Source organism: Oceaniferula flava (assembly GCF_016811075.1).
Lineage (GTDB): Bacteria > Verrucomicrobiota > Verrucomicrobiia > Verrucomicrobiales > Akkermansiaceae > Oceaniferula > Oceaniferula flava.
The window spans coordinates 135,487-161,630 of sequence record NZ_JAFBGL010000003.1 but is presented as its reverse complement, the minus strand read 5'-3'; the positions used below and the strand labels follow the sequence as shown (position 1 = coordinate 161,630).

Sequence of the window (26,144 nt, the reverse complement as noted above, 5' to 3'; positions counted from 1 at the left end):
TTCCACCCATATATGAAAACCATTCTGATCAGCTCATGGCTAGGGCTTTGTTCGCTACTGCCACTCGCTGCGCAAGAGTCCACCACCGCAGAGCCGAAGAAAGTGACGGGGCGACTCGCCCATTTCGTCTGCACCCACATCCCCAAAGGTTTAAAAAACCCGGTCAGCCTGATGACCGGAAAAAAAATCACCGAGCTCACCCTCTCCAAGCGCATGGCCAGTGGCCCGATCAAGATTCCGGCCGATGGCATTGTCCGCATGGTTCGCGAGATCCCCAATCCGAATGATCCGGAGACCCCCCTCTATCAAACATTGGCCCAGGCGAAAATCCCCGAGGGCGTGAGCAAAGCACTGGTGATCCTGGTGCCCGCTCCCAAGAAGAAAGCTCCGTTGATTTTCGATACCCGCGTCAAGGACCTCGCATCGTTCAAAGGGGGCGACTACCTCTATATGAATCTTTCGCCCGTCAATATTGCGGTCAACCTCGGCAAAAAAACCATCGCCCTGAAACCCGGCCAAGACCAAACCTACAAGGCCCCGTCCCTGACCAAATCCGAGAACGTGCCGGTGCGCTACAGCTACTACCACCCGACTCAACAAAAATGGCGCATGCTCAGTGCGTCCACCATCGTGCTGCGTGCGACCCGACGTGAGATCTGCATCTTTAGCTGGGACCCACGCTATCGCCGGGTGAACTACCGCGGTGTAACCTTTCCGGTGAGCCCTTTGTAAACCGCTCGACCAGCCCCTGAAGGAAGAGAACGATCATCCAAAGCGCACCTGCCACCATCACCACCCAGGGAAACAACCAGCCAATGCGGGTGTAAAGGGTGAGCTCGGTGACCCTGCCAATTTCCCCACTGAGAGCCCCCTCTTCGATGATCGGGATGGATTTCACCCGCTTGCCATTCGGATCGAGAATCTGGGTCACTCCCGAGGTGGCGGCCACGGCCAGCCAGCGCCCGTTCTCAGCGGCCCGATGGCGAAAAAGCTCGGCGTGCTGATAGTGTTCCTGCTCGCCCCAGTGGATCGCATCCATGCTGGGGATGGCAAAAAACTCCGCCCCGTCCGCCGTCATGCGGCGGATCACATCTTGGTAGTCACAGTCGAAACAAATCGCTGTGCCCACCTTGCCATGTGCCGTGGCGACTGCATTCGACTCCGTGCCGGGCACTCCGTCATCGAAGAAATGCACGGTGTGGTTTTTATAATGCTCCCCCACAAAGCCGCGTGCATCCACGGTCATGGCGGTGTTTCTCCAGCCCTCGTCCGGCGCAGCGCTGTGAGTCCCCAGCACCACGTAGGCTCCCATGGTTTCGGCAAATTGAAATAACTTCCGACTCGCACGCACGTCTTTCCGGAGCTCGAATGGCAGGGCGTATTCCGGCCACAGGATGATATCCGCCGGTTGCTCGCCGGAGGCCAGTTTCGAGAGCTCGATGTAGTTGTCGATATCCGCCACCTCACTCTGCACCGCGGTGATTTTCACCGGGTCCGAACCCAGTGGCACGTCACGGGTGGATTGCCATACCGCCGAGCCCAACAGCACAGCCATCAGCACCGCTCCGGTCAGGCTGTGACGTTTTTTCTGCCCCCCCCAAGGCGGCGGCCAAGATCAGTAAAAAGCTAGCACCCGAGACCCCGATGAGCGGCGAGATCCAGGTGGGTCCCAGTCCCACGCCTGGGGTCATCCATGGGAACTTCAGGTAGAAAATTTCCGATCGATAGAACTCCAGCGCCAGCCACCAGCAGGAAGCGAACAAAGCCGCCGCCCAGCCCGGTCCATAACGCCGCTGCGCCACCGCATAACCGCGGGCAAAAAAGGCGGTGAACAGAGCCATGATCAACACCAGCGGCACCACCATCTGCTGCGCCCCCACAAAGACCTTCGCCAGCCACGCCATGGTGACGCCATAGAAAATACCGCCGTGCAGCAGACCAAAATAAAAGCCGTGAGCCGGTTTGGCTCCACGCAGGGCAAACAACAGCGGCACCCACGCAACCACGGCAAATGCCGACCAGCCAATAGGAGGAAAGACCAAAATCGCCAGCACCGCACTGCCGATGGACAAAAGTAAACGAAGAATCAACGGGGGCAGAACCATAGCGCAGACTAACACTACGGTGAGAATCCAAACAATCTATTATCTCAATGAAATGATTAATGAAACTGATGCTGCAGTTTTTTACATTTGTCACCCGCGCCGTTTCCGTATTGATTCCCAAGGTCTCCCGACACCCAATTTCTGACTCTTGATTAACATGATACCCAACGTCCTCGCCGAACGCTACGCCTCTCCTGCCATCTCATCCATCTGGTCCGCCGAAGGCCGCATTGTCTTGGAACGCGAGTTCTGGATCGCGGTGATGAAAGCCCAGAAAGACCTCGGACTGGACATCCCCCAGGAAGCCATAGATGCCTACGAAGCGGTCAAAGACCAGGTGAACCTCGAGGCCATTATGGAGCGCGAGCGCATCACCCGCCACGATGTCAAAGCCCGTATCGAGGAGTTCTGCGATCTCGCCGGCCACCAGCACATCCACAAGGGCATGACTTCGCGTGACCTGACGGAAAATGTCGAACAGCTCCAGGTGTATCGATCGCTTCTGGTTATCCGCGATAAAACCATCGCCACCCTCGCCCAGATGAAAGCCCGCTCGGCCCAGTGGCGCGATCTGGTGATCACCGGCCGCACCCACAACGTGGCCGCCCAGCCGACCACCTTCGGTAAACGCATCGCTATGAACGGCGAGGAACTGCTCGGTGCACTCGGCATGCTCAATCACCTGATCGATACCTATCCGGTGCGCGGCCTCAAGGGCGCTGTCGGCACCCAGATGGACCAGCTCTCCCTCTTCGATGGCGATGCCGACAAGGCACTCCAGCTCGAAGCCAAGGTGTGCAGTCACCTCGGCATCCCGGAAGTTTACACCAATGTGGGGCAAGTCTACCCACGCTCGCTCGACATGCGCACGGTTTCCATTCTGGCAGACATCGCATCCGGCCCGTCCTCACTGTGCCGCACCCTGCGCCTGATGGCCGGTCACGAGACCGCCAGTGAAGGTTTTGCCAAAGGCCAAACCGGCTCCAGCGCCATGCCTCACAAGATGAACTCCCGCTCTTGCGAGCGCGTCAATGGCTTCCACGTCATCCTCAAAGGCCACGTCACCATGGCTGGCGGACTTGCTGGCGATCAGTGGAACGAAGGCGATGTCTCCTGCTCCGTGGTGCGTCGTCTGATGCTGCCGGATGCCTTCTTCGCCCTCGACGGACTGTTCGAAACCTTCCTCACCGTGCTCGGCCAGATGGATGCCTACCCAGCCGTGATCGAAGCGGAAAACAATCACTACCTCCCCTTCCTGATGACCACCACCATCATGATGGAAGCGGTCAAGGCGGGAGTCGGTCGCGAGGCCGCCCACAAGGTGATCAAGGAGCACGCCGTGGCCACGGTGAACGACCTGAGAACCGGCGAGATCCGCGAAAACGACCTGCTGAACCGTCTCGCTGGAGACGACCGCATCCCGCTGAGCTACGAGCAACTCTACGCCCTGCTGGAAGAAGGCCGCGAAAACACCGGCACCGCCCGCAGCCAGGTGGATCACTTTGGCGCTGAAGTCGGCAAACTCGAAAGCGCCTACCCGGATGCTGCCAAATACACTCCGGGTGCGATTCTGTAATCGCCCTTCATTTTTTCCACCATCGCGCTGTCCCGACGGGCCAGCGCGATTTTTTTACCCCACTTAACCCTCTAAAAATAAGCCAATAAAGCCAATCTGGCATTTTTCTCACTTTTCTTTGAACGTTTTCAAAACTCGGTGGTCTATATCTACTGAGAACAGCGTGAAAGCGTCGTTCTTATTCATGTAAGGGTGAATTGCAGATGCCAGCTTTATTCATGTTATCAGCGTGTTGAAGTTGTAATCTCGGAAAAGCCGTAGGTCGGGTCCCCCCCAGCCTGCGGCTTTTTTCTTGCCCGCGTGATTGCTGTTTTTCTTATCCACCTCACTCAGGCTTAGAGCTTGAGCCACGGCACGATCACGCTTTGTCCGCAGCCACTCGGACAGCACAGGCCTCCAGCAAACCCATTGGGCGCCTTTATTGACCTGCCATTCTGCAAAAAGCTGATTGTTTTCCCGCGCTCGCTACGTAGTTTCAAGCATCATTGTAACTGACATTATGAAATATCGACTTATCTCTACTCTATGCCTCGCCTCCCTAGGGGGTAGCGTGATGGCACAAAATGCCGCTCCAGCAAACCAAGCAGCTCCGGTGAAAACCGAGGAAAGCGAACAAAGCAAGTTAGCCGCCGAGAATGCGCTGCAGGCCGAAAAGCTGAAAAAGGAACTCGCCGAGATCCGCGCCAAGGTGTCCAAGCTGAAGCTGGAAAAAGAAGCCATCAGTGAGGAAATGGCCCTGGCCAAGCTGAAACAACAACTCGCCAGCCAAGAAGCCGACGCCAAATACGCCATTGAGCAAAAGGAACTGGCACAGGCTGCCGAGATCGCCAAACAGAAATCAACCCAGGCCACCAGCGAGCTGAAAATGATGCAAGCTCAGTGGGGAATGAAAACCGCCAAGCTGGAAGGTGAAATCGCCGCCCTCGAAGCCCAGAAAAAACGCGAAGCTTACGCCAACGCCAAACCTGTCTACCTCGAAGACCCGCTCAAAGAAGACGGCACCCTGGTGATTTCCGATCGCCGCATCTCCATGAACGGCCCGGTCACCATGGCCACGGCCGATCACATCACCACCCGGATCAACTACTACAATAACAAGAATGCCGAGCAGCCAATCTTCATCGTCATCGATGCCTCACCGGGCGGCTCCGTGATGGCCGGATACCGCATCCTCAAGTCCATGGAAGGCAGCAGCGCCCCCGTTTACGTGGTGGTGAAATCCTTCGCCGCTTCAATGGCCGCTAGCATCTGCACCTTGGCTGAGAAGTCTTACGCCTATCCGAACTCCGTGATCCTGCATCACCAAATCAGCTCCACCATCACCTTTGCCAATCTGAACCTGACCCAACAGAAGGAATTCTATCAGGAGTCTCAGAAATGGTGGAAACGTCTCGCCGGACCGATTTCCAAGAAAATGGGCATCAGCACCGATGAGTTCATTCAGCAAATGTATGCCAAGACCACCTCGGGCGACTGGACAGAGTTCGGCACCGAGGCTCAGAAGCTCAAGTGGGTGGACCACATCGTCGAGCGCATCCATGAGACATCCCTACTGAAAAACCCCGACCTGAAGAGAACTGCCAGCGTCACTGCCTCGGCCAACGGTCTGAAAGAAACCGTTGATGAAAATGGCAAACCCTGCGTCTACCTGCCACGCCTCACCCCCAAGGACTGCTATTTCCTCTACAACCAAGACGGCTACTACCGCATGAAGTAAACCTCACCATCAACGATTCCATGAACCGAAGAACATTCACAAAACTTACGCTCGCCAGTGCCTTGCTAGGCCCTGCTGCCACGGCATCCGCCAACGATAAGAACCCGGCATTCAAGGCCAAGTTCGCCCCCACCCTGAACCAGCTCCCCACCGCCCCCAAGGACTACGTGGACCAGCTCAAGTTCGCCTACGACCACGGCTTCCGCGCCTGGGAAGACAACTGGCTAAAAGGCCGCGGGCCCAAGGTCTGGGAAAAGGTGGGCAGCTTCTGCAACGACAAGGGCATCACCCTCGGTGTCTCCGTGATCACCGCCGGCTATGCTATCGATTTCTCCAAAGCCACCAAAGAGGACCGCGCGAAACTGGCCGCCGATATGAAAAAGGGCGTCGAGCTCGCCAAGGCCACCGGCCAGACTCACATGACCTTCCTCCCTGGCAGCCGGAACGAAATGCCCCTCAAGGAGCAGATCGCCAAATCCGTCGATACTATGCACCACTGCTGCGACATCGTGGAAGAACACGGCATCATCCTGGTGCAGGAACCGCTTTCTCACCAAATCCGTAAGAAAGATCCCCTCCTCCGCTCGTTTGAAGACGGCCACATGCTCTGCAAAGCCGTCAATCGCAAGTCCTGCAAACTGCTCGCAGATTTCTACCACGAGGGTGAAATCGGACACGGCGACCGCTTTATCGAAATCATCGAGAAAGTCTGGGACGAAGTTGCCTACGTGCAGTTCGGCGATAGCCCTGGCCGCAAGGAGCCAGGCACCGGTAAACTCGACCTCGGCAGCGTCGCCAAATGGCTGCGTGAGAAGAACTACACCGGCGTGATCGGCATGGAACACGGCGTCAAAGGCAAGGGCGAAGAAGGCCTGAACAACCTCATCGCCGCCTATCGCAAGATCGATGCCTAAGATGGGGCTGGCGTGATTGCCGTTATCGAGCTCGAACGCCGCGGTCACCCACTCACATCGAAGGAAGCAAAACCTTCACTCCTAACTTATCACCCCTCGTGGCCTATCGCTGCGAGGGGTTTTTCGTGCCTGCGAGGTAGCGAAGGCTTGGCTGCATGCGTGCACACACAGCTGACAGACACCTTAACTTCCGAAGAGTGCGAACTCTTCTTTACGGGAAATCCCCAAGGTCTGAGGCGCGTCACCGCTGCCCTGCACAGCCACCATTTTCCTGCCAGCTGGCTTCGGTAATACGACCAACCAGCCTCACGAGTCGACTGAAGACATTCTCTCAAGCATCCGCCGCTAAGCTCCCCCAGCCACCCTTCCAAACACAAAAAAACCCCTCGCAGCACCATGGCTACGAGGGGTAGTGATTGATTGCTTGAAGCTTATTTCAAGCTCAGCAGGTAGGCCATCAGGTCCTTCAGCTCCTGCTCATTCAGGCGGTTGATCAGGCCTGGAGGCATGGGTGAGACGGGTGACGGTGTGATGGACTTCACATCCACCTCAGCAACTTCCACGGTCTTGCTGAAATCGAAGGCATTGTTGGCCACGATCAGCACGGCATCCTTCTCGTCGAGAATCTTCCCGGTGAGGAAGGATCCGTCGCGTTTGCGGATCAGGCTGAATTCATACTGATCGGAGATCACCTTGTGAGGCTCTACAATCGCTTCTGCAAAATCGGCCAGCTTGAAGCGACCCGCCGCGTGGCTGAGGTCAGGACCAGCTCCGCCGCCTTGACCTTTGACACTGTGGCAGGCTGCGCAGAGGGAAGCGCGGAACATGCGCTCACCGTTGACGATGTCAGCCTTGTCGAGGCCTTTGAGGTTGCTCACCGCTGGAACTCTCCAGTTTCTGCCTGGACCTTTCACAGGTGGCAGGTCGGCGAATGGATTGTTCACCTCACCCAGTTTCCAAGAGGCAATCATCTTACGCTCTTCCTCGGTGGCATTTTCCAATGCGCTCTTGCGGATGTTTTTGATGAAGCCCTTGTAGCTCTGGCCACCGCTCTTCTTCGCAGCTTGGCTGAACCAGGTGAAATACTGCTTACGCTGTTCTTTGGTCCACGGAGTTTTCACCACACGCAGGCAGTAGGCGTAGTGCATGTCTTGCAGCGATGGCAGGTTGTTGAGCATGCCGATGACATCGGTGCCGTATTTCGGGTTGCGGCTAGCGAGCAGTGCCCAGTCGGGAGGAGTTTGTTTTTTCTCCACAGCCATCATCTTCAGCGTTTTTCCCACCACGGTAGGCGACTGAAGGTAGGAAAGCACGCGGCAGAGCTCACGGTTGACGTTGTCGTCGCTGTCCGGGTAATGGGCATCGAGCTGAGCCACGAGATCGACACTGCCCTTCTCGTGACGGGCCATGATCAGCGCCTCGGCGCGAAGCAGCTCCAGCTTGACGTCGGTGGACAGCTTGCTGAAATCAACGGTGGCCAGTTGGGCCAGAACCGCATGAGCATCTTCTTTGCTGCCGTGACGCGCAACGGCGACTGCCAGCTGGCAAAGAGTGCGGGTGTCTTTTTCTGCAGCCACTTTACCGAACCAATCGGCATAAGGCAGGTGCTCCAGAGCGATGCGGGCGGCGTAGCGGATGGCGCGATCGTCGTGACCCAAGTTCGGCCAGATCACGGCCAGATCGCCTGAGCCAGCGTGCATTTTCTCCAGCTTGTGACGCAGCGCGAAGTCTTCCGGCACAGGAGTGGGTTTGATCGGGGAAACGTCCTCGTTTCCTTCGTAAGTGATACGGTAAAGCGCGGAATCCACGCGACGGCCGCCGGCCATGAAGTAAATGGCGCCGTCGGGTCCCACCACCGCATCGGTGAGTGGCAGACCTGTGCTGGTGAGGAATTCTTCCTTCTCTGCCTTGTAGGTCGCCCCGTCAGGCTTCATGTGAATCGCGTAAATGGTGGCGAAGGTCCAGTCCATGGCGAAAATCGCCCGCTGGTAGCGTGCTGGGAACTTGGTTCCAAGGCCAGCCACCACACCGGTGGGAGAACCCGGACCGATATCCACGATGCCAGGAACGCTGTCGAGGTAGTAGTCAGGCCATTTGCCGGTGCCATTGCGCCAGCCGAACTCAGAGCCGCTGGTCACATGAGCGATGCGGGTAGGGCGATACCACGGTGTGCCGAAGTCCCACTCCATGTCCGAATCGTAAGCGATCAGCTCGCCGTGTTCGTTGAATGCCATATCGTAAGCATTGCGGTAGCCATTGCTGACCAGCTCCCACTTTTTACCATCGGGAGTGAAACGCACAATCCAACCACCGGGGGCCTTCATCGTGCGGGCGTGACCGCGGGCGTCCGGCTGACGAGGCAGCAGGTGATCTTCACCCCAGCTGTCCGTTCCATAGAAAAAGTCGACCTGTTTAGGCAGTGGGCTGTGGTTACCACAAGCGAGGTAAATCCACTTACCGTCGGGAGAAGGCACCAGTGCGTGTGGTCCGTGTTCCCCACCCTGTCTGAGCTTGGTGAACAGCTCCACCTTATCGAGCTCGCCGTCGCCCGTGCTATCGGTGAGTTTATACACACCACATTCCACCACGGCGTTGGACGCCACGGACACGTAGAGTGCATCTTTGAACCAAAGCAGGCCTTGGGCTCCGCCCATTTTCACCTTCAGTGGCTCCACCTTGAATGGCTTCAGGGTGACGCGGAACAGACCGCCGTATTGATCGGATGTGATCAGTCGACCTTGTGGGTCCCAAGCCATGGATACCCATGACCCCTGTTCCTTCTTGGGAACTTGGTAGAGTTTTTCGACTTTGAACCCGTCTGGCAGGGTCATCTCCAGCTCCTCAGCCTGCAAAGGCACGAGCGGCAGATGCGCGGATGCTACAATAGTTAATATTCGTAAGAACTTCATATGATGTGGTTTGATTAGCAATTATACGGCCAATTCACAGCCTTCTTTTCTTGAATGCATCTCAACAGGTGCCATATTTTGACCCATGCATTTGAGACCACTCTTCATTGCCCCGCTGCTGCTCGCCGTCGGGGCCCTCACCTCCGTGACTGCCAAGCCAGTTCCTGTGAAAACACTCGAGCTCGGGGCCTCTGCACCCGATTTCACCCTGCCCGGAGTCGACGGGAAAAATCACAGCCTCAAGGACTTCTCCGGCGCCAAAGCTCTGGTGCTTATTTTCACCTGCAACCACTGCCCGGACGCCCGCGCCGCCCGTGGCAAGATGATCGCTCTGCACAAGGATTATCAAGACAAGGGAGCTGCTGTGGTCGCCATTTCCGGCAATGACAACACCGCCCTGCGCCTCGCAGAATTCAGCTTCTCCGTTTACGAAGATAGCTTCGAAGACATGAAAACAGTGGCTAAAGAAGAAGGTTACCAATTCCCCTACCTCTACGATGGCGAAACGCAGAAGACCACACTCGCCTACGGAGCCGTGGCCACTCCCCATGTGTTCATTTTTGATGCCGAGCGCAAACTGCGCTACCACGGACGTTTCGACGACGCCCGCCGCAGCCGCAAAAACATCGGCACCCCCTACGTGCGTGAAGCTCTGGATGCCGTGCTCGCTGGCGAAGAAGTGAAAACCCCAGTCACCCGGGCGCACGGCTGCTCGACCAAGTGGTCCTGGAAACGTGAATCCGTCGCCAAGGACAACGAGCGCTGGAGCAACTTGCCAGTCACCCTCGCCGATCTCGATGCCGATGCGGCCAAGTCCCTCGCCGCAAACAAAAGCGACAAACTGCGCGTGATCAACTTCTGGTCCACCACCTGTGGCCCCTGCGTGGCTGAGTTCCCCGATCTGGTGAACATCGCCCGCCGCTACGACATGCGCCCGATGGAAGTCATCACCATCAGCACCGATCCAATGAGCGACCGCGCCAAGGTCGTCAAGTTTCTCGAAGACAAGGAAGCCGCGGCTTCCCCACGTGTGGCCAAGACCCTGAAAAAAGAAGGCCGCCCGAGTAACAACTACATCTACAGCGGTGAAAACGTCGACCATCTCGCCGAAGCCATCGATGCCGAGTGGAACGGAGCCCTCCCCCACACTGTAATCATCGCACCCGGCGGCAAGGTAGTATGGCGCCACAACGGCAAGTTCGACCCCATCGAACTACGCCGCCAGATCATCACCTACTTCGAGAGCCAAACAAAAGACTGAAACTCCCGCTAAGAATCCCATAAGCGACTCCATGGCTCGGGTCGGCAACTCGCCGCATTACACCCCAAAGTCTTCGGAGTCGCCTCTTCGGTTGCGACGTTTCCTCACACTTCTCCGTCCTCCGCAAGCTTCGCGGATCGGATTGAAAACACTGTCCATGCCGACATCCTTGATGTGGTGCACGGCCTCCATCAGCTCGCCTAGGCGACCTTTCGGAAACCCTCGTTCCTGAAACCAGGCGAGGTATTCCGGGGGCAAATCATAGATCGGCATCCCCGAAGGTGGAAAATCCTTGGGCCCGAACCGCCCGAAGGGCATGAAGGTATTGCCAATGTCATTGAGCAAGTTGCGAAAGTCTTCGCGGTCGATTTCGGTGATATCCATAAACCCGCAACCTAAGGCGTTGGCGTCCGGGAAGCAATCGTTGCCATCACTTTTCCAAAGTTTCTGTGACCAAAGCGTTCCATCGATTAATCAATTATTCCTGAATACTTCTTGAGCCTTTTCGTCTCATTAGTAGGGTTATGAAAGAATGAGTTCATCATCTAACTAACTCCTTCACCCCAATCCAATAGAAACAGACCTACCATTATGAAAAAACTACTGACTCTGACCGCTGTTGCGGCTTCCGCCATTTCACTCTCCAGCTGCGGCCCAAATACGCGTCCAGCGCATCAAGACGCAGCTGTCGGCGCCGGCATCGGTGCTCTGGGTGGAGCCATCATTGGCAACCAATCCGGCCATGCCGCTGAAGGTGCCCTGATCGGCGCAGCTGTGGGCGGCGGCACCGGCTACGCGGTCGGTCGTTCGAAAGAGAACGCCGCTGGTTACTAAACCCAGACCTAGAGAATCACTCAAGAGACGGCACTTCGGTGGCGTCTCTTTTTTTTGCCCCTTTGATGACGCTATCAGAAATCAATCGGTCTAGCTTTTTCTAATTTTCTGGCTAATATTGCCGAACGCATCCGCGTATCACGATCATGCACGGCAAAGACTTTGACATCAGAATCAGCAACAAACATCGCATCCGCTTCACCAGCGATACCTTCGCCGCGGACAGCCGGGTGCTGATCGATCTTTTGGAAACCAACGGCCATGCGAAAGTTCTGGCATTTATCGACAACGGTGTGGCCGAGGCATTTCCTGAATTGCAACAACAGGTCAACGACTACCTCGACCGCATGCCCGGCTTTGTCTCGCGCGGCACCATCGTCCAGACTGGTGGCGAATTCTGCAAGCGCGATGCCAACACCCTGCAAGCCGCATGGGACGCCATTGAAAAGGCGGGTATCGATCGCCATTCCTACATTCTCTGCATCGGCGGCGGCGCCTACCTCGATGTCATCGGTCTCGCCGCAGCCACCGCCCACCGCGGCATCCGCCTGGTGCGCTTCCCCACCACCTGCCTATCTCAGGACGATAGCGGTGTCGGGGTGAAAAATGGCATCAATGCCTATGGCAAAAAGAATTTCCTCGGCAGCTTCGCGGTCCCCTACGCCGTGGTCAACGATTTCACCTTCCTCCACGGTCAACCGGAAACCGAACGCCGGGCCGGACTGGTGGAAGCGGTGAAAGTGGCTCTGGTCAAAGACGCCTCATTTTTCCACTGGATCGAAGACAATGCCGAACAGCTTTCCGAGCTCAAACCACACGCTCTTGAGGAGGTGGTAGAACGCTCCGCCCTCTTGCACGCCTCGCACATCGCCTACGGTGGTGATCCCTTTGAAACGGGGAACAGTCGCCCACTCGACTACGGTCACTGGGCGGCCCACAAGATGGAGCAGCTCACCGATTTCGCCCTCAGTCATGCCGATGCCGTAGGTGTGGGTGTGGCGCTCGATACCGTCTACTCCTGGAAAACAGGACGTCTCGACGAAGAATCAGCCATGCGGGTGCTGAAAGTTCTCATCACGCTCAAGCTGGATATCTGGCACCCGGCACTAACCCAAACCAATGCCGACGGACAACGCTCGGTGTTCTTGGGACTGGAGGAATTCCGCGAGCACCTCGGTGGTGAACTGACCGTGCTGCTGCTGAAGGATCTCGGCAAAGGCGAGGATGTGCACACCATGGATACCGAGCTGTTAGCCGAATGTATCGAATGGCTGGAAGTTTACAGCGGCGCGCTGAAATCGTAGCTAGTTTTGAGCCTTGGACTGGCGATGTCCAAGGCCTCAGCGACGACGCTCGAGATCAGAGGAGTGCAGCTCAATGCCCCTATTCCTCAGACTTCTTGTGCCGTCTTGAAGTGCATCTTGGCCACCTTCGGTAGGATCTCCTCACCGTGGGCGGCAATCAACGCGCGGGCGGCCTCCAAGACATGCGGTCCGGCACCCAAGGGAATCTTCACTCCGGATTTCTCACTCGACTGGTCCATCCACTGCACAAAACGCTCGCGCGCTAAAATCGAAGCTGCGGCCACGGCCACGTCACTCTCCCCTTTGGTCCGTTGTTGCAGCTCGAGGTTGACTCCGTGTTTTGCCAATTCTCTTTCTAACACCTCCTTGCGAGCAAACTGATCGCTCAAGGCGCGTGGACAGTCGGGAACCATTTCGGCGAGATTGGCAATCACCTTCGAGTGCCCCCAGGCCAAGAGGCGGTTGAGGTTTTTGAACGACCCGTAGAGCCGGTTGTAACTTTCCGGTCCGATACTCACCACATCATACTTCACCCCGCGTGTCTGACGGATCATGGTCGCCAGCTTGGCAATCTTGGCCGCACTGGTGATGCGTTTACTATCCATCACGCCGGCATCCATCAAGGCGCGGGTGGATGCGGCATCAGTGTAGGCTCCGGCAATGACCAAGGGACCGAAAAAGTCGCCCTTGCCACTCTCATCAATGCCAAAGTGCGGCTCAAACATTTCCGGTTGGTTCACCTCCTCGTATCCCAGCTTCGCCTCACCTAACACCTCAGGCTCGAGCGTGAATTTCACGAAATCCTCCGTCTCCTTTCCCTGCACCAAAACCTTCGGGCCTTTTTCATAGACCGTCACATTGAGCTTGCCCTTCTTCGCTGAAAAATGCGCGTAGGGCTTGCTGCTGAACTCGAAACCGGCGTCGTCCAGCAGCCGACGGATCTTTTCCACATCGCCGACTTGGATCGGACTGGTATAACTGTGCAAACTCATGCGGACTGCGTGATGATGTCGCGATAGGCGTCGGCGAGCCGTTGAGTGATCGGGCCAGGACCTGTTAGACTAGTATCGACCATTTTAGCTGCCTGCACTTCCCTGCCCGAGCTGGTGATAAAGATTTCCTCGGAAATGAACAAAACATCCTCGGTGAGCTCGACTTCCTCCACCGGAATCCCCTCGCGCTGGCACAGTTCCATCACCAAGCCACGGGTCACCCCCGGCAGGCAGCCGCTACTCAAGGGAGGAGTGAAAACGCAGCCGTCTTTGACCACAAACAGATTCGCCATCGAACACTCACAGAGCTGCCCCATGGTATTCATCATCACAGCCTCATCGGCACCTTCTTTCCGAGCATGACGATATGCTAACAGATAATTTGCGTAGGAAGTGGATTTCAACCCTGACGTCGCACTGCGCTCGTTGCACCGCATTGGCACCAAGATCAGTTCGGCGATATCCGTCCGCTCAGGTTGGGGCACGGCGGTAATGAAAATGTAGTCCTGAATGTCACAAGAATCATCGCTGGACTGCATCGGACGACTGCCAGTGCCGAGCGTAATGCGCACCCGAGCTCTTTCACCCTCGAGTTCGTTCGCCTTGATCACCCCCTGAATGGCATCGGCCAGCTCCGCCGCCACAGGCACCGCCAAATCCATCACTGCCGCCGAGGTTTTCAGTCGCTCGTAATGACGGTCAAAGGTCGGCGTGCTCCCCTCATAGGCCATCAAGGTTTCAAAGACTCCCAAGCCATTGGCCACGCCGAGGTCAAAGGGTGATAGGGCGACTTCATCATCCGGCATCAGCATGCCGTTAAACCATACAATTCGTTCTTCGTTCATAATCTTATTTCCCTGCTAGTTGATAGATTGCGGAGCTGATGGCATTCCAAAGCTGGTGAGCAAGAAATTCGATCTCCTCATCGCTGAGGTCGAAGGGAGGCGTGAAGGCCAACACATTTCCAGCCTCACCATCGGCCAGCATAATGACTCCACGACGTAACATATCCGACAGCACAGCACCAGCCACATCTCCGGCGGGCGTGCCATCGTCGTGCCGAAGCTCGACCCCGATCATCAGTCCGCGCCCCCGGATCTCATGGATCAGCGGGTGATCGATTTTGTTCAGCTCAGCGATCAACTTGTCACCGGTCGCCTGGACCTTCTCAGCAACGTGATCCTCGGCATGGGCGTCTAACGATGCCGAGGCCATGGCACAACCCACCGGGTTACCAAGAAAGGTGCTGGTGTGCAGAGCCTCGCCGGTGGACTCCGGCCACGCGTCCATGACATCACTTTTTCCGACACAGGCAGAGATCGGATAGCCACCGCTCATCGATTTCCCGACGCAGATGATATCCGGAACAATGCTCTCCCACTCACAGGCAAAAAGTTTTCCACTGCGGTTGAAGCCGGTGAAGATCTCATCGAAGATCAGCACGACATTGGAAACATCACACCACGATCGCAGCATCCCTAACAAACCCAGTGGAGGCACCAGCTTGCCGGCCCGTCCTTGGATCGGCTCAACGATCAGTGCGCCAATTTCCTCGGGGTTCAGTTCCTTGAGCTGCATGGCGAGGCGAATCAAACCGTCTTCCGCATCGGCGGGAAAATCCAGCACCTTTCTGAGCGGCGCCAGTTGACTCTCAAAGGGCTTGCGAAATTTATCAAAACCACTTCCTAACAAAGCACCGTAACCCAGTCCGTGGTAACTGTTCTTAAAACTAACCACACCACTTTTCCCCGTGGCCATCAGGGCGGTTTTCAAGGCCGACTCCACCGCCTCGGACCCGGAGTTGCTAAGGATGGTTTTCCCGATCCCGTGCCCCCAGCGTTCGAAGGTCATGGCAGAAAGCTTGCGGCAGACATCCACCTTCAAGGCCGTGGGGTGCACGTCACCCATGCCGTGAATCATCTGGCCGGACTGCTCCCGCATGAACTCGGCCGACCATCCGTGGCCCAGCCCAGCAACCCCAAAGGCGGCCGTGACATCGAGAAAGCGATTCCCGTCCGCATCCCAAACATTCACCCCCTCGGCCCGCTGCCAGAACACCGGCCAATCATCGGCGGTGTAGGTCACATTCCGGCATTCATATTTTTTCAGGTCCTGACTCAGCGCCAGAGACCGTGGCCCGGGGATATGTGTGGTGAGCTTGGGAAGCATGATCTCATTCTAACCTGCTGGCTGATACTGTCGAGAACGGGTGTCGATGAACACGCGGTAACAGGTTTCCAGTTGCACGATCGGCAGACAGCGCATAACAAGGAGCCATGGACATCGACTTCTCAGAAATTCTCCAACAAATCACCGAGCTCGCCACCACTCACGGGCTGAAGTTTTTACTCGCACTGGTCACCTTATGGATCGGCTGGAAAGTCTGTAACATGATCACCGGAGGCCTGCGCAAGTGGTTTGACAAAGTCGATTATGACGAGGCGCTGGAGTCGTTTATCCTCAGCCTAGTGGGCATGGGGCTCAAGGTGCTGTTAGTCGTGACCAGTATTGGCATCGCCGGCTTCCCCACAACCTCCTTCGTCGCCATCCTCGGTGCCGCTGGCTTGGCCGTGGGTATGGCACTTTCCGGAACGCTGCAGAACTTCGCCGGTGGCGTGCTGCTGCTCATCCTCAAGCCATTCAAGGTGGGTGATGTCATTGAAAGCCAAGGTGAAATCGGCAAAGTGACCTCCATCCAAATTTTCAACACCATCGTCAACACCGCCGACAACAAACGCGTGATTCTGCCGAATGGCCCAGTCGCCACCAACACGGTGATCAATTACTCCGCCGAAAGCACCCGCCGCGTAGAGCTCATCTTTGGCATCGGCTACGATGACGATATCGATCACGCCAAGGAAGTCATCCTCCGCATTGTGCAAGCCGACGAGCGCATTCACAAAGAACCGGAGCCCTTCCTTGCAGTGAAAAACTTGGGGGCCAGCTCCGTCGATATCGTGCTGCGTGTCTGGGGCGCCACAGGCGACTTCTGGGGAATCACCTTTGACCTCACCGAGAAGGTGAAGAAGGAATTCGACAAAGAAGGTATTTCCTTCCCCTACCCACAAAGCGACGTGCACCTCCACAAGGTGAATTCATAGTTCTCAGTTGCCACTTTTGCATGGGTAAGTCTTGATCTTGCGGAGCATCCACCTGATGCTCCGCCGCGTGATACGCGCCGTTATTTTCGACCTCGATGGAACTCTAATTCATTCGCTCCCCGGCATTGCAGCTTCGTTGAACCGTGTGCTGGAGAAATTCGGCATGCCCCAGCATCCCGAGTCGGTGGTTCGCACATTCATCGGTGACGGCATGAGTGTGCTGGTCGAGCGGGCCGTGAACCGCGAGGTGTCCGAGCAGGAACTGGACGCCATGGTGGACGGCATGAAGCAGGACTACGCGCAGTCGTGGAAAGACGGCACCGCGCCCTATCCGGGAGTCGTTGAGGTGCTGGAAGCGTTGAAAGATCAAGGCACGGCGATCGCGATTTTTTCCAACAAGGTGCACGTCTTCTGCCAGCAGATCACCGATATCCTGTTTCCCGGTATCACCTTTTCCGCCGTGATCGGTCACCGCGACGGCTTCGCCGCGAAACCTGACCCGGCCGGAGCGCTCGACATCGCCGAGCTCCTCAAGATCCCTCCCGCGGAGATTGCATTCTTGGGCGACTCCACCATCGATCTGCAAACCGCGCGCCATGCCGGCATGATCCCGATCGCCGCCACCTGGGGCTATCACGATGCACCGGCTCTCGCCGCGGAGAAGCCACCGTTCAGCATCGATCACATTGCCGAGCTCCTTCCCCTCATCGACCCAGCCACCTAACACACACACACCCATGTCCTACAGATCCCACCCGGAAGAATCAGAGCGGATGCCCGGCGGCATCCCCTACATCATATCCAACGAAGCCGCCGAACGGTTTTCGTTTTATGGCATGAAGGCGGCTCTCGCCATCTTCCTCGCCAACTACCTCGGCGTGCTAGGCGGCGAGTCCATGAACGAGGCCAGCGCCACGGCTTACGTGTCGTTTTTCAACTCCGCCGTCTACCTCACACCTCTGTTAGGAGCGCTGATTGCCGATATCTTTTTGGGCAAATACCGCACCATCATCACCCTCTCCATCGTCTACTGCCTGGGCCACCTCTGCCTCGCCTTCATGGGGATCGCCGGCTCGGTTCAGGTCTGGCTGTTGGCTGGCTTGGGACTGATCTCGCTGGGTGCCGGCGGCATCAAACCCTGCGTCTCGTCCCACGTGGGCGATCAATTTGGTCTGAAAAACCAGCATCTGCTGACCAAGATTTTCAACATCTTCTACCTCTCGATCAACTTTGGCGCCGTGATTTCCAACCTCGCCATCCCCTGGGTGCTCAAGTGGCATGGCCCTCACCTCGCCTTCGGTTTGCCCGGCATCTTGATGGTGCTGGCCACCATCGCGTTCTGGATGGGGCGGAATAAGTTCATCCACATTCCGGCGCACGGATCCTCTTTCCTGAAAGAGCTCACCAGCCGCGAAGGATTGGTGGCCATTGGCAAGCTGATCCCCCTGTTCTTATTTGTCGCCGTGTTCTGGTGTCTGTTTGACCAAACAGCATCCACGCTGGTGTTTCAGGCTGAGAAAATGGACCTGAATGTCTTTGGCATCGAGGTGCTGCCCTCACAGATCCAGGCCGCCAACCCCTTCCTCATCCTGGTGCTCATTCCCCTGTTCACTTGGGGGATTTACCCAGCGGTCAATAAGGTCATCCCTCTCACGCCACTGCGCAAAGTGGGAGCCGGCCTGTTCATCATGGCGATCTCCTTTGCCATCATCTCCATCGCCCAGGAAGCTATCGACCGCGGCGAAACCCCAACCGTCTGGTGGCAGCTGCTCGCCTACCTGATTTTCACTTCGGCCGAGATCATGATCTCCATCGTCTGCCTGGAGTTCGCCTACACCCAGGCGCCCCGACGCATGAAGTCCTTCGTCATGGCCATCTTCCTGGTCTCCGTCACCGTCGGAAACCTGATCACCGGAGCCATCAACATCTACATCCAGATCCCCGAAGTGGCACTGGTGGAAGAAACAGCCCACGCCGGTTACGACGGCAAACTCGGCAGCGACGACGACCTCGAACTGGTCGATGGCAAGATCACTTCGCCAGTGACCTCCCTACTCAAGGAATCTGCCGCCACCATCAAAAGCATCTACCGGACCACCCAAGCGTTACCGACGACGATTTCAGGCAATGAGGCCTTCAGCAGCGTGATCGATCCATGGGGCAACCCACTGCGCTACACCCAGATCAGCTCCAACAAAGCCAGACTCTCATCCGATGGCCCCGATAAGACGGCCAAGACCCAGTGGGACCTCGGAATCATGATTCAGGTGGATAAGGCCACCGAAAAAGAAGAAGGCACCTGGCTGCAGAAAGAGAAAAGAAAACTCAACATGATCGAAGAAAGCACGGCGAACAACGCAGTCAGCGATCCAGTCAAGGTGAGCTACTACGCCGGTGGCCAAACCAGTCTGGAAGGCGCCGACTACTTCTGGTTCTTCACCAAGCTGATGCTGGTGACCGCCATCTTGTTCATTCCTTTCTCCATTCTCTACCAACCCAAAAGCTACCTGCAAGAGTAACACCCCATGCTAACCGACTCTCACTGCCACCTCGCATCGCATCAATTTCCCACCGAGGAAATACCGGCCGTCATCGCGCGCGCGAAAGAGCTGGGCGTCACCCGCATGGTGACCCTGGCCACCAGTCTGGATGATGCCGAAACGAACTTGCAGCTCGCACAGCAGCACCCGGAGGTTTTCGCCTGCATCGGCATCCACCCCTGCGACGTGCATGAAACGCCCGATGACTATCTCGAGTCGTTAGAGCCCCTGGCGCAGGACGAACGCTGCGTCGCCATCGGTGAGACCGGGCTGGACTACTTCCACCCTGCGCCCGAGGGCTGGACGGATGAAGCCTATCATCAACGCCAGCGCGATTTGCTAAGCCAGCACTTCGAACTCACCGCCCGCTTGGGAAAAAACATCGTTATCCACACCCGAGACAAATCCGGTGAGGCCTCGTTGCTGGATGCCATCACGATTTACCGCCGCTTTGCCGACCGCGTCCGCGCCGTGTTTCACTGCTGGCCCTACTCGCTGGAGCAGGCGCAGCCGATCCTCGACCTCGGCGGGCTGATCTCCTTCACCGGCATCGCCACCTTCAAAAATGCCGCGCAGGTGCTTGCTGCGGCAAAAGCCTGTCCTACCGGAGCGTTCATGGTGGAAACGGATTCCCCCTACCTCGCACCCGTTCCTCATCGAGGCCAACGCAACGAACCGGCATTCACCCGCCACACCGCCCAAGCGATCGCTAATGCCCGTGGCGAAACCCTGGAAGAACTGGCAGCACACACAGAGGCCACGGCTGCTTCCTTTTTCAAATTCCCTAGCTGATCCCCCGAAAGATCGGGCCTGCTGATGCCGTTACCTTGATAACTGACGGCCCTTTTTAAAACTTCCATTTTACAAATGGTTAATAAATGCTAAATAAACAGCAATCGCTTATGCGAGGCCCCACCAACCCCCTCCCCAATCAACAAAGCTATGAAATACAACACCATCTCCCCAATCGCCATCACCGCCCTGGCCGCAGTCGCCACCCTCTCTCTTTCCTCCTGCGGACTGATGGACCCTGATTACAAGGCGTGGAAAGAATCCCAACAGGCTCAAGTCACCAATCCATACGGTGCCCCAGCTGCAGCAGCTAATCCTTACGGTGTGCCACAAACAGCTGGCGAAGCAGGCACCTACACCCCCGCAGGTGGCAGCGCAGCCCCTTACCAGCCGGTTCCCAATGTCAACCTCCCGGCTAATTCGCCCAACCCAGTAGCCGCCATCGCGCCTTCAGTTTCAAACGGTAGCCATGAAGTGGTTTCCGGCGACAGCCTTTGGGGCCTTGCTAGAAAATACGGCACTTCCATCGAAGCCATTCAAGCGGCCAATAACCTCACCGATACCAACATCCGCACCGGCCAAACTCTGATCATCCCCGGTCAATAAACGGAGCACTCGTTCGTTATCCCATCATCCTTTGCAAGGGCAGGCGTGTAGCCTGCCCTTTTTTTGGCTTGGTATTTCGCAGCAGAAGCTCGACCTTTCAGCTATGAAACATCTCCTCCTTGCCCTCGTTATGAGCTCTTTCTGTTTGGCGCAGGAAAATCCCCCCGCTGCAGCCTCAACGGAAAAAGCCAAACAGGAACTGTTAGACACAATCTTTTCCAGCCTCAGCAATCAAGAATTTGAAAAAGCCATCGCCAAGGCCATCGAGACCAACGTGCACCCGCAGGTGATTCTCGAAGCTCGGTTTCTACACCTTGTGGATCAGGGCGACAATCAAGCCCTTGCCAAGTTCTCAGCCGAACTCCTGCCATGGCGTGAAAAGTTCGATCCCGACGCCTCGGAAATTTTTGGCGTCAAAGAAGATTGGCTGTCCGTGGTTCACTACACCCAAGCGCTGGCCGCCCTGGAGAATAATCAACAAGCTGAATTCAAAAAACACATCACCGAAGCATTCTGGCTGAGCCCCAAACACGCGCAGATTTACGCACCACCGATTGAGCGATTAAGACTGCAAAAGGCCATGGCAAAAGTCACCTTAAAGCCAGACTTCGTCTTGCAGCCTCAAGACGGCAGCAAGCCAATCACCCTCGGCTCCCTGATGAAGCATAAAAAAGCGCTACTGCTCCACTTCTGGTCACCCATGAGTCAGGAAGTGCAGATCAACATGCCGGACTTCGCCGCCACATCTGCCGAGTGCCAAGAACACGGTATCGCAGTCGCATCAGTGCTCATCGGGCATCGACCGGAGATCAAGAAAGACGCTGATGAAATCCGTAAAGAAGTTCAAGATACGGCCAAGTGTGCATGGATTGCAGGATCTAACAAAAACTCACTCGCTACCCAACTTCGCATCGTCGATGTGCCCACGATGGTGCTGGTATCACCCGATGGGAAAATCCTCTTTAACGGTCACCCGTCACAAGAAACGTTCTGGCAGGAACTGAAAAAACTAGCCCCTGAATTGCATCGGCCTAACAATACCGAACATAAACATGCGGACGACTGAGACACGCCCCCGAGGTTTTCAACACATGCTCAAGGCCTTACATCACCCGACGCCAAATTCCCTCCTTGACCAATCAAAACGGTTAGGGCATTCTGTTAAGTGAAAAGAGTGTTATTTATTTGCGCCACCCCCTAACAGGAACAGCGCATCATCAAAAGCCCCCACTCTAACAATCGACACACTTCTCCACGACGACATCGTCATCACAGGGAAGCGGAAGCGATGACCACACAACGAACATACCCTAACAAACACGAATATGGCTGCCAAAAAAAAGTCCGCTAAAAAGAAAGCTGCACCACGCAAGGCGAAAAAAGCCGCTGCCAAACGCGCCACGAAGTCCACGACTAAAAAAGTAACCCGTAAGAAGGTCGCTAAAAAAGTGAGTAAGAAAAAAGTGGCTCGCAAAGCTGCGGTGAAGAAAAAAACCGCCAGCAAAAAGGTAGCGAAAAAGGCAGCTAAGAAAGCCAAGAAGGCCACCAAAAAGAAATCTGCGAAAAAAGCGACTAAGAAAAAGTCTGCGAAGAAGGCCGCCAAAAAGTCAAAAAAAGCAGCCAAGAAAAAGGTCGCTAAAAAGAAATCAGCCAAGAAAGCCGCCAAGAAAAAGGTAGCGAAGAAGGCCGCTAAGAAGGCAAAAAAAGCAGGTAAGAAAAAGACGGCTAAGAAAGCCACCAAGAAAACTGCGAAAAAAGCCAAAAAAGCCGCCAAGAAAAAGGTAGCGAAAAAGGCGTCCAAAAAGAAGGTTGCTAAGAAGAAAACAACCACGAAGAAGGTCGCCAAGAAGACGGCCAAAAAAGCGACTAAAAAGAAAAAGTAGTCCGCCCATCCATTTTCATTATTCAGGGACGCCGCACGAACATGCGGCGTCCCTTTTTGTGTCGCCTTCGACGCCTCAGCGTGCATAAATTCAAATACTTGCACCCTGTTTCATTTTGACTTAAGCAACAGCCATGGAGCAGCCACCATTTCTTGTTCTTCTTTATTATCTCTACACCGATATCGAGGATCCCGAACTGTATCGTGATCAACAGCGTGCCTTATGCGAGGAGCTGGGACTTTTCGGACGCATCATCGTCGCCAAGGAAGGCATCAACGGCACGCTCTCTGGCCCTAGGTCCGCCTGTGAGGCCTACATCGAAGCCATGCACGCCGATCCCCGCACGGCAGCCATGACCTTCAAGATCGATGAAGAGCAGGATCACGTCTTTCCCAAGCTCTCGGTCAAGGCACGCGATGAAATCGTCACCCTCGGCCTGGGCGACGAGGATATTTCCCCGAACGAATACACCGGCAAGCACCTCACGCCGAAGGAATGGAAAGAGGAAATGGAAAACCCCGAGGCCGTCATCCTCGATGCCCGCAATGATTACGAATACGATCTCGGGCATTTCAAAGGAGCCATCCGCCCGGACATCGGCAACTTCAAGGAGCTGCCCGAGTGGATCAAAGAGCACCGCGAGGAACTCGATGGCAAAAAAATCCTAACCTACTGCACCGGTGGAATTCGCTGTGAAAAGTTCAGTGGTTTTCTGGTGAAGGAAGGTTTTGAGGACGTCAATCAGCTCTTGGGAGGCATCGTCGAATACGGCAAAGACCCGGAAGCGCGCGGCGAGAATTACGATGGCGAATGCTACGTCTTCGACCAGCGCGTGGGAGTTCCCGTCAACCACGTCAACCCGAGCACCGTCAGCCACTGCATCCACTGTGGCGAGGAAAGCTCTCGCTACGTCAACTGCGCCTACCCACCCTGCAACGATCAACACTTCTGCTGCGAGAAATGTGAACCTGCATCCGGCCGTTACTGCTGCGAGAAATGCCGCGATGCAGCCGCTGCCGCCGCGTCTTAATCGCTCCGTCTCGACAAGTGATTGAGACTTTTCTATCGTATCGCACGTGAAGCTCCCTCTTCATCCCGAGTTCCTCACGCACTCGAAAGGCGATACCTTCCTGCTCGCCATTTCCGGTGGTCGGGACTCCGTCGCCTTGTTGCACAGCCTGCTCGAGCATGGCTATGACAAGCTGGTGCTTTGCCATGTGAACCATCGGCTGCGCGCGGCGGACTCGGAGCAAGACGCCGCATGGGTCGAGGACCTGGCAAAAAGGTTCGACCTCCCCTGCGAGCTGACCTCCGTGGATGTGGCCTCAGTGGCAGAAAGCCGTCAGCAGTCGATAGAGCTAGCGGCGCGCAATACCCGGCACCAGTTTTTCAGTCGCTGCGCCGTGCAGCACCATTGCCACTGCGTCTTGCTGGCGCATCATGCCGATGACCAGGCGGAGACCATTTTGTTCAACCTCCTGCGCGGCTCGGGCGGACTGAAGGGCATGGACCATGCATCACAGCATGAAATCGATGGCGTCTCCCTGCAATTCTTGCGGCCCCTGTTGCAGACCACCCGCAGTGACATCGATGCATATATCCAGCAGCAGCACATCAGCTACCGCGAGGATCACAGCAATGCCCAGGCGGTGGCAACGCGGAACCGCTTGCGTAACGAGGCGCTACCCTTGTTAGAAGACATCATGGGCAGAAACGTGAAACCGGCACTGGTGCGCGCCGCCGCCATTGCGCAATCGACCCAGCAATCGCTGCAAGAGGTCTTGCAGGGCTACGAGCTGGAAGACCCGCAGGGTCGACTCTATTTGCCCACCCTCGCCTCCCTCTCCCCCGCCCTGCGCCAGATGGCCGTGCACGATTATCTGCAAAAGCATCAGGTGGCCGAGATCAGCTCCGACCTCATCACGCGCTGCCTGTCATTGATCGAAGACAGCAGCATCGCCAAAGTCAACCTTCCCCAAGATCGTTATTTCAGACGCAAAGAGAAGCGACTGTTTATCGATTCATCACCATCCCATCCATCATGCGAGTAGTTATTCAACGCGTATCCGAAGCAAGTGTCAGCATCGAAGGTCGAGTTGCCGGCAAGATTGGTCACGGCTTTCTTATTTTGTTAGGAATCGTTCCCGAGGACAGTCAGACGGACATCGACTGGTTGGTCGGCAAGATCACCAAGATGCGTATTTTTCCAGACGACGAAGGGAAAATGAACCGCTGTCTGACGGATGTTGATGGCGAGTTGTTAGTTGTCAGTCAGTTCACTCTGCATGCAGGCACGAAAAAAGGCAACCGCCCCTCATTCATCAAAGCAGCCCGCCCCGAAGTGGCGATCCCCCTTTACGAGCAATTCCTCGCCACAGCGGAAAAGGAGCTGGGTAAAGCCTGTGCCCGGGGAGAATTCGGTGCCGATATGCAGGTCTCCCTGGTCAACGATGGCCCGGTGACCATCACCATGGACTCTCACGCAAGGGAGTAGTTTGCTACTTTTTCAAGCGAATCGCCGTGCCGCAGTAAATGCAGTAAAACCACTTGTAGAATAAGGCGTGCAAGGCGGTGGGAAAGATGTAGCCGATCAGAGGAATGTGATGGGCTTTCTTATTCTTAAGGCACTTTTTAGGAGTAAACTGGCGCTGACTGCAGATGCGGCAACGTGCACTCAGCCCCCAGAAAAGATAGCAGAGCGCAGCGACCACAAGCCCTGAAAACAGACCGATCACCCAGCCCATCATTTCCACGCCACTGCGATATTCGTGGATCAGCATCCACGGGATTCCAATCAAGTTGGCGACCAACAGAATTTGCACCACGGCGGTGAAAAAGGCAGAAGTTTTCACGTTCCCCGGACTCGGGTGCAGCACACCGCGGACAAAACGCCGTGATGAGGGGTCGATGCCGGAATTCAGGTCCTTACTGACAGAAACCACATCTTTCGGCTTCCCTCGGTCGAGTGGTTTCACCACATGGTCAGGAGCGTCGGCCTGGTCAAAACCTCGAATGCGTGAGGTCATCAGTCCGGTGCGTTTGGCATCGGCTTCACGCTTTTCAGCCTCAGTCGGCTTGCTGGCGTTCATGACATTGACCTCGAGTTCGCCTTCCCACGCGGTGAGCAGAATGCCCTCGGGGATGTCGGAAACGGCTAAGCGGTTCTCCTTGATCAACGCTGCCGGCAAGGGCTCGGCGGTGGGAGACATTTGCAGCATGTCGATGACCTCCTGCTCGTTTTCAAAGTTGGTCACCCCCTCCTCCATCTCAATGACATGAAGGTCACCTTGATGATCGCTAGGCTTGGGCGCTGCTTCGCTGGCTTCGGATTCCGAAGTCTCAGCTTCGTCCGCATCATCATCGGCAAAGTTCTCTTCCGCGGCCGCTTCGTCCCCGAGTTCGCCACGCCAACTTTTGAGATCGGCTACGCTAGGTGTGGTCTCGGCAATCTGCAGCTTCTCATTCGCCTTGACCAGCTCGGCATGGAGCTGATGCAGATCCGCACCGGCAAGATCCGCCACATCCAGATAGCCTACGGCTTCCAAGAGCTCTGCAGCATCACTGGGGAGTGCGGGTATGTCCTCGATTTTGGGCATCAACGTGAATTCTG

The 26,144-nt window shown here is 56.1% G+C and carries 25 protein-coding genes; 17 read left to right on the top strand and 8 right to left on the bottom strand.

All coding sequences use genetic code 11. From position 1 onward, the window contains the following. Positions 1-12: 12 nt before the first annotated feature. On the top strand, positions 13-732 hold the full coding sequence (locus JO972_RS06005; protein ID WP_309489107.1) for a hypothetical protein: 720 nt from the start codon (positions 13-15) through the stop codon (positions 730-732). Here JO972_RS06005 and JO972_RS06000 read toward each other — a convergent pair. Further along, on the bottom strand, positions 665-1,555 hold the full coding sequence (locus JO972_RS06000; RefSeq protein ID WP_309489106.1) for a nitrilase-related carbon-nitrogen hydrolase: 891 nt from the start codon (positions 1,553-1,555) through the stop codon (positions 665-667). The two genes, JO972_RS06005 and JO972_RS06000, sit on opposite strands and share 68 nt — an antisense overlap. Then, the gene (locus JO972_RS05995) at positions 1,512-2,105 is read right to left on the bottom strand and encodes a hypothetical protein (protein ID WP_309489105.1); all 594 of its coding nucleotides are present in this window, start codon (positions 2,103-2,105) and stop codon (positions 1,512-1,514) included. The genes JO972_RS06000 and JO972_RS05995 overlap by 44 nt, the downstream gene beginning before the upstream one ends. A gap of 157 nt (positions 2,106-2,262) precedes the next feature. Between JO972_RS05995 and purB the strand changes: the two genes are divergently transcribed. The 3 genes from purB (at position 2,263) to JO972_RS05980 (ending at position 6,312) form a co-directional block, all read left to right on the top strand. Then, positions 2,263-3,681, top strand: a complete 1,419-nt coding sequence (gene purB, locus JO972_RS05990; protein ID WP_309489104.1) for an adenylosuccinate lyase — start codon at positions 2,263-2,265, stop codon at positions 3,679-3,681. Between the two features lie 499 nt (positions 3,682-4,180). Next, a complete protein-coding gene (locus JO972_RS05985; RefSeq protein ID WP_309489103.1) occupies positions 4,181-5,398 on the top strand; it encodes an ATP-dependent Clp protease proteolytic subunit in 1,218 nt (405 codons plus the stop codon). A 20-nt stretch (positions 5,399-5,418) separates the two neighbouring features. After that, positions 5,419-6,312, top strand: a complete 894-nt coding sequence (locus JO972_RS05980; RefSeq protein ID WP_309489102.1) for a TIM barrel protein — start codon at positions 5,419-5,421, stop codon at positions 6,310-6,312. Between the two features lie 431 nt (positions 6,313-6,743). On the opposite strand, the gene JO972_RS05975 is transcribed toward JO972_RS05980, so the two are convergent. After that, the gene (locus tag JO972_RS05975) at positions 6,744-9,221 is read right to left on the bottom strand and encodes a c-type cytochrome (protein ID WP_309489101.1); all 2,478 of its coding nucleotides are present in this window, start codon (positions 9,219-9,221) and stop codon (positions 6,744-6,746) included. Positions 9,222-9,306: 85 nt separating this feature from the next. On the opposite strand from JO972_RS05975, the gene JO972_RS05970 reads away from it, so the two are divergent. After that, positions 9,307-10,482, top strand: a complete 1,176-nt coding sequence (locus JO972_RS05970; RefSeq protein ID WP_309489100.1) for a redoxin domain-containing protein — start codon at positions 9,307-9,309, stop codon at positions 10,480-10,482. A 57-nt stretch (positions 10,483-10,539) separates the two neighbouring features. On the opposite strand, the gene JO972_RS05965 is transcribed toward JO972_RS05970, so the two are convergent. After that, on the bottom strand, positions 10,540-10,866 hold the full coding sequence (locus JO972_RS05965; RefSeq protein ID WP_309489099.1) for a putative quorum-sensing-regulated virulence factor: 327 nt from the start codon (positions 10,864-10,866) through the stop codon (positions 10,540-10,542). A 207-nt stretch (positions 10,867-11,073) separates the two neighbouring features. Here JO972_RS05965 and JO972_RS05960 point away from each other — a divergent pair, with 207 nt between their 5' ends. Next, entirely contained in the window at positions 11,074-11,316 is a 243-nt protein-coding gene (locus tag JO972_RS05960; RefSeq protein WP_309489098.1) for a YMGG-like glycine zipper-containing protein, read from the top strand. Positions 11,317-11,462: 146 nt separating this feature from the next. Then, positions 11,463-12,620, top strand: coding sequence for a 3-dehydroquinate synthase (locus JO972_RS05955; protein ID WP_309489097.1), 1,158 nt, complete (start codon positions 11,463-11,465; stop codon positions 12,618-12,620). Positions 12,621-12,706: 86 nt separating this feature from the next. Here the strand turns inward: JO972_RS05955 and rnhC are convergent, their stop codons facing one another. The 3 genes from rnhC to JO972_RS05940 are packed head-to-tail and all read right to left on the bottom strand — an operon-like array spanning position 12,707 to position 15,781. Beyond that, complete coding sequence (gene rnhC / locus JO972_RS05950; protein ID WP_309489096.1) at positions 12,707-13,612, bottom strand: ribonuclease HIII; 906 nt, start codon at positions 13,610-13,612, stop codon at positions 12,707-12,709. Next, a complete protein-coding gene (locus JO972_RS05945) occupies positions 13,609-14,457 on the bottom strand; it encodes an aminotransferase class IV (protein WP_309489095.1) in 849 nt (282 codons plus the stop codon). The genes rnhC and JO972_RS05945 overlap by 4 nt, the downstream gene beginning before the upstream one ends. 4 nt (positions 14,458-14,461) lie before the next feature. Then, complete coding sequence (locus JO972_RS05940; RefSeq protein ID WP_309489094.1) at positions 14,462-15,781, bottom strand: aspartate aminotransferase family protein; 1,320 nt, start codon at positions 15,779-15,781, stop codon at positions 14,462-14,464. Positions 15,782-15,888: 107 nt separating this feature from the next. Between JO972_RS05940 and JO972_RS05935 the strand changes: the two genes are divergently transcribed. The 10 genes from JO972_RS05935 to dtd all read left to right on the top strand — a co-directional run bounded on the left by JO972_RS05935 (position 15,889) and on the right by dtd (position 25,028). Continuing rightward, positions 15,889-16,713: a mechanosensitive ion channel family protein gene (locus JO972_RS05935; protein ID WP_309489093.1), complete on the top strand. Its 825-nt coding sequence runs from the start codon at positions 15,889-15,891 to the stop codon at positions 16,711-16,713. 31 nt (positions 16,714-16,744) lie between these two features. Continuing rightward, on the top strand, positions 16,745-17,437 hold the full coding sequence (locus JO972_RS05930) for an HAD family hydrolase (RefSeq protein ID WP_309489092.1): 693 nt from the start codon (positions 16,745-16,747) through the stop codon (positions 17,435-17,437). 13 nt (positions 17,438-17,450) lie between these two features. Continuing rightward, positions 17,451-19,232 (top strand): POT family MFS transporter, encoded by a 1,782-nt coding sequence (locus tag JO972_RS05925; protein WP_309489091.1) that lies wholly within the window; start codon positions 17,451-17,453, stop codon positions 19,230-19,232. A 6-nt stretch (positions 19,233-19,238) separates the two neighbouring features. Next, entirely contained in the window at positions 19,239-20,045 is an 807-nt protein-coding gene (locus JO972_RS05920) for a TatD family hydrolase (RefSeq protein WP_309489090.1), read from the top strand. 150 nt (positions 20,046-20,195) lie between these two features. Further along, positions 20,196-20,651, top strand: coding sequence for a LysM peptidoglycan-binding domain-containing protein (locus JO972_RS05915; protein ID WP_309489089.1), 456 nt, complete (start codon positions 20,196-20,198; stop codon positions 20,649-20,651). A 103-nt stretch (positions 20,652-20,754) separates the two neighbouring features. Beyond that, the gene (locus JO972_RS05910; protein ID WP_309489088.1) at positions 20,755-21,717 is read left to right on the top strand and encodes a TlpA family protein disulfide reductase; all 963 of its coding nucleotides are present in this window, start codon (positions 20,755-20,757) and stop codon (positions 21,715-21,717) included. Positions 21,718-21,976: 259 nt separating this feature from the next. Then, a complete protein-coding gene (locus JO972_RS05905; protein WP_309489324.1) occupies positions 21,977-22,534 on the top strand; it encodes a hypothetical protein in 558 nt (185 codons plus the stop codon). A gap of 133 nt (positions 22,535-22,667) precedes the next feature. Further along, entirely contained in the window at positions 22,668-23,564 is an 897-nt protein-coding gene (gene trhO, locus JO972_RS05900) for an oxygen-dependent tRNA uridine(34) hydroxylase TrhO (RefSeq protein WP_309489087.1), read from the top strand. Positions 23,565-23,610: 46 nt separating this feature from the next. Further along, on the top strand, positions 23,611-24,585 hold the full coding sequence (tilS, locus tag JO972_RS05895) for a tRNA lysidine(34) synthetase TilS (RefSeq protein WP_309489086.1): 975 nt from the start codon (positions 23,611-23,613) through the stop codon (positions 24,583-24,585). Continuing rightward, a complete protein-coding gene (gene dtd, locus JO972_RS05890; RefSeq protein WP_309489085.1) occupies positions 24,576-25,028 on the top strand; it encodes a D-aminoacyl-tRNA deacylase in 453 nt (150 codons plus the stop codon). The genes tilS and dtd overlap by 10 nt, the downstream gene beginning before the upstream one ends. 4 nt (positions 25,029-25,032) lie before the next feature. Here the strand turns inward: dtd and JO972_RS05885 are convergent, their stop codons facing one another. Next, on the bottom strand, positions 25,033-26,130 hold the full coding sequence (locus JO972_RS05885; protein ID WP_309489084.1) for a hypothetical protein: 1,098 nt from the start codon (positions 26,128-26,130) through the stop codon (positions 25,033-25,035). Between the last annotated feature and the right edge of the window lie 14 nt (positions 26,131-26,144).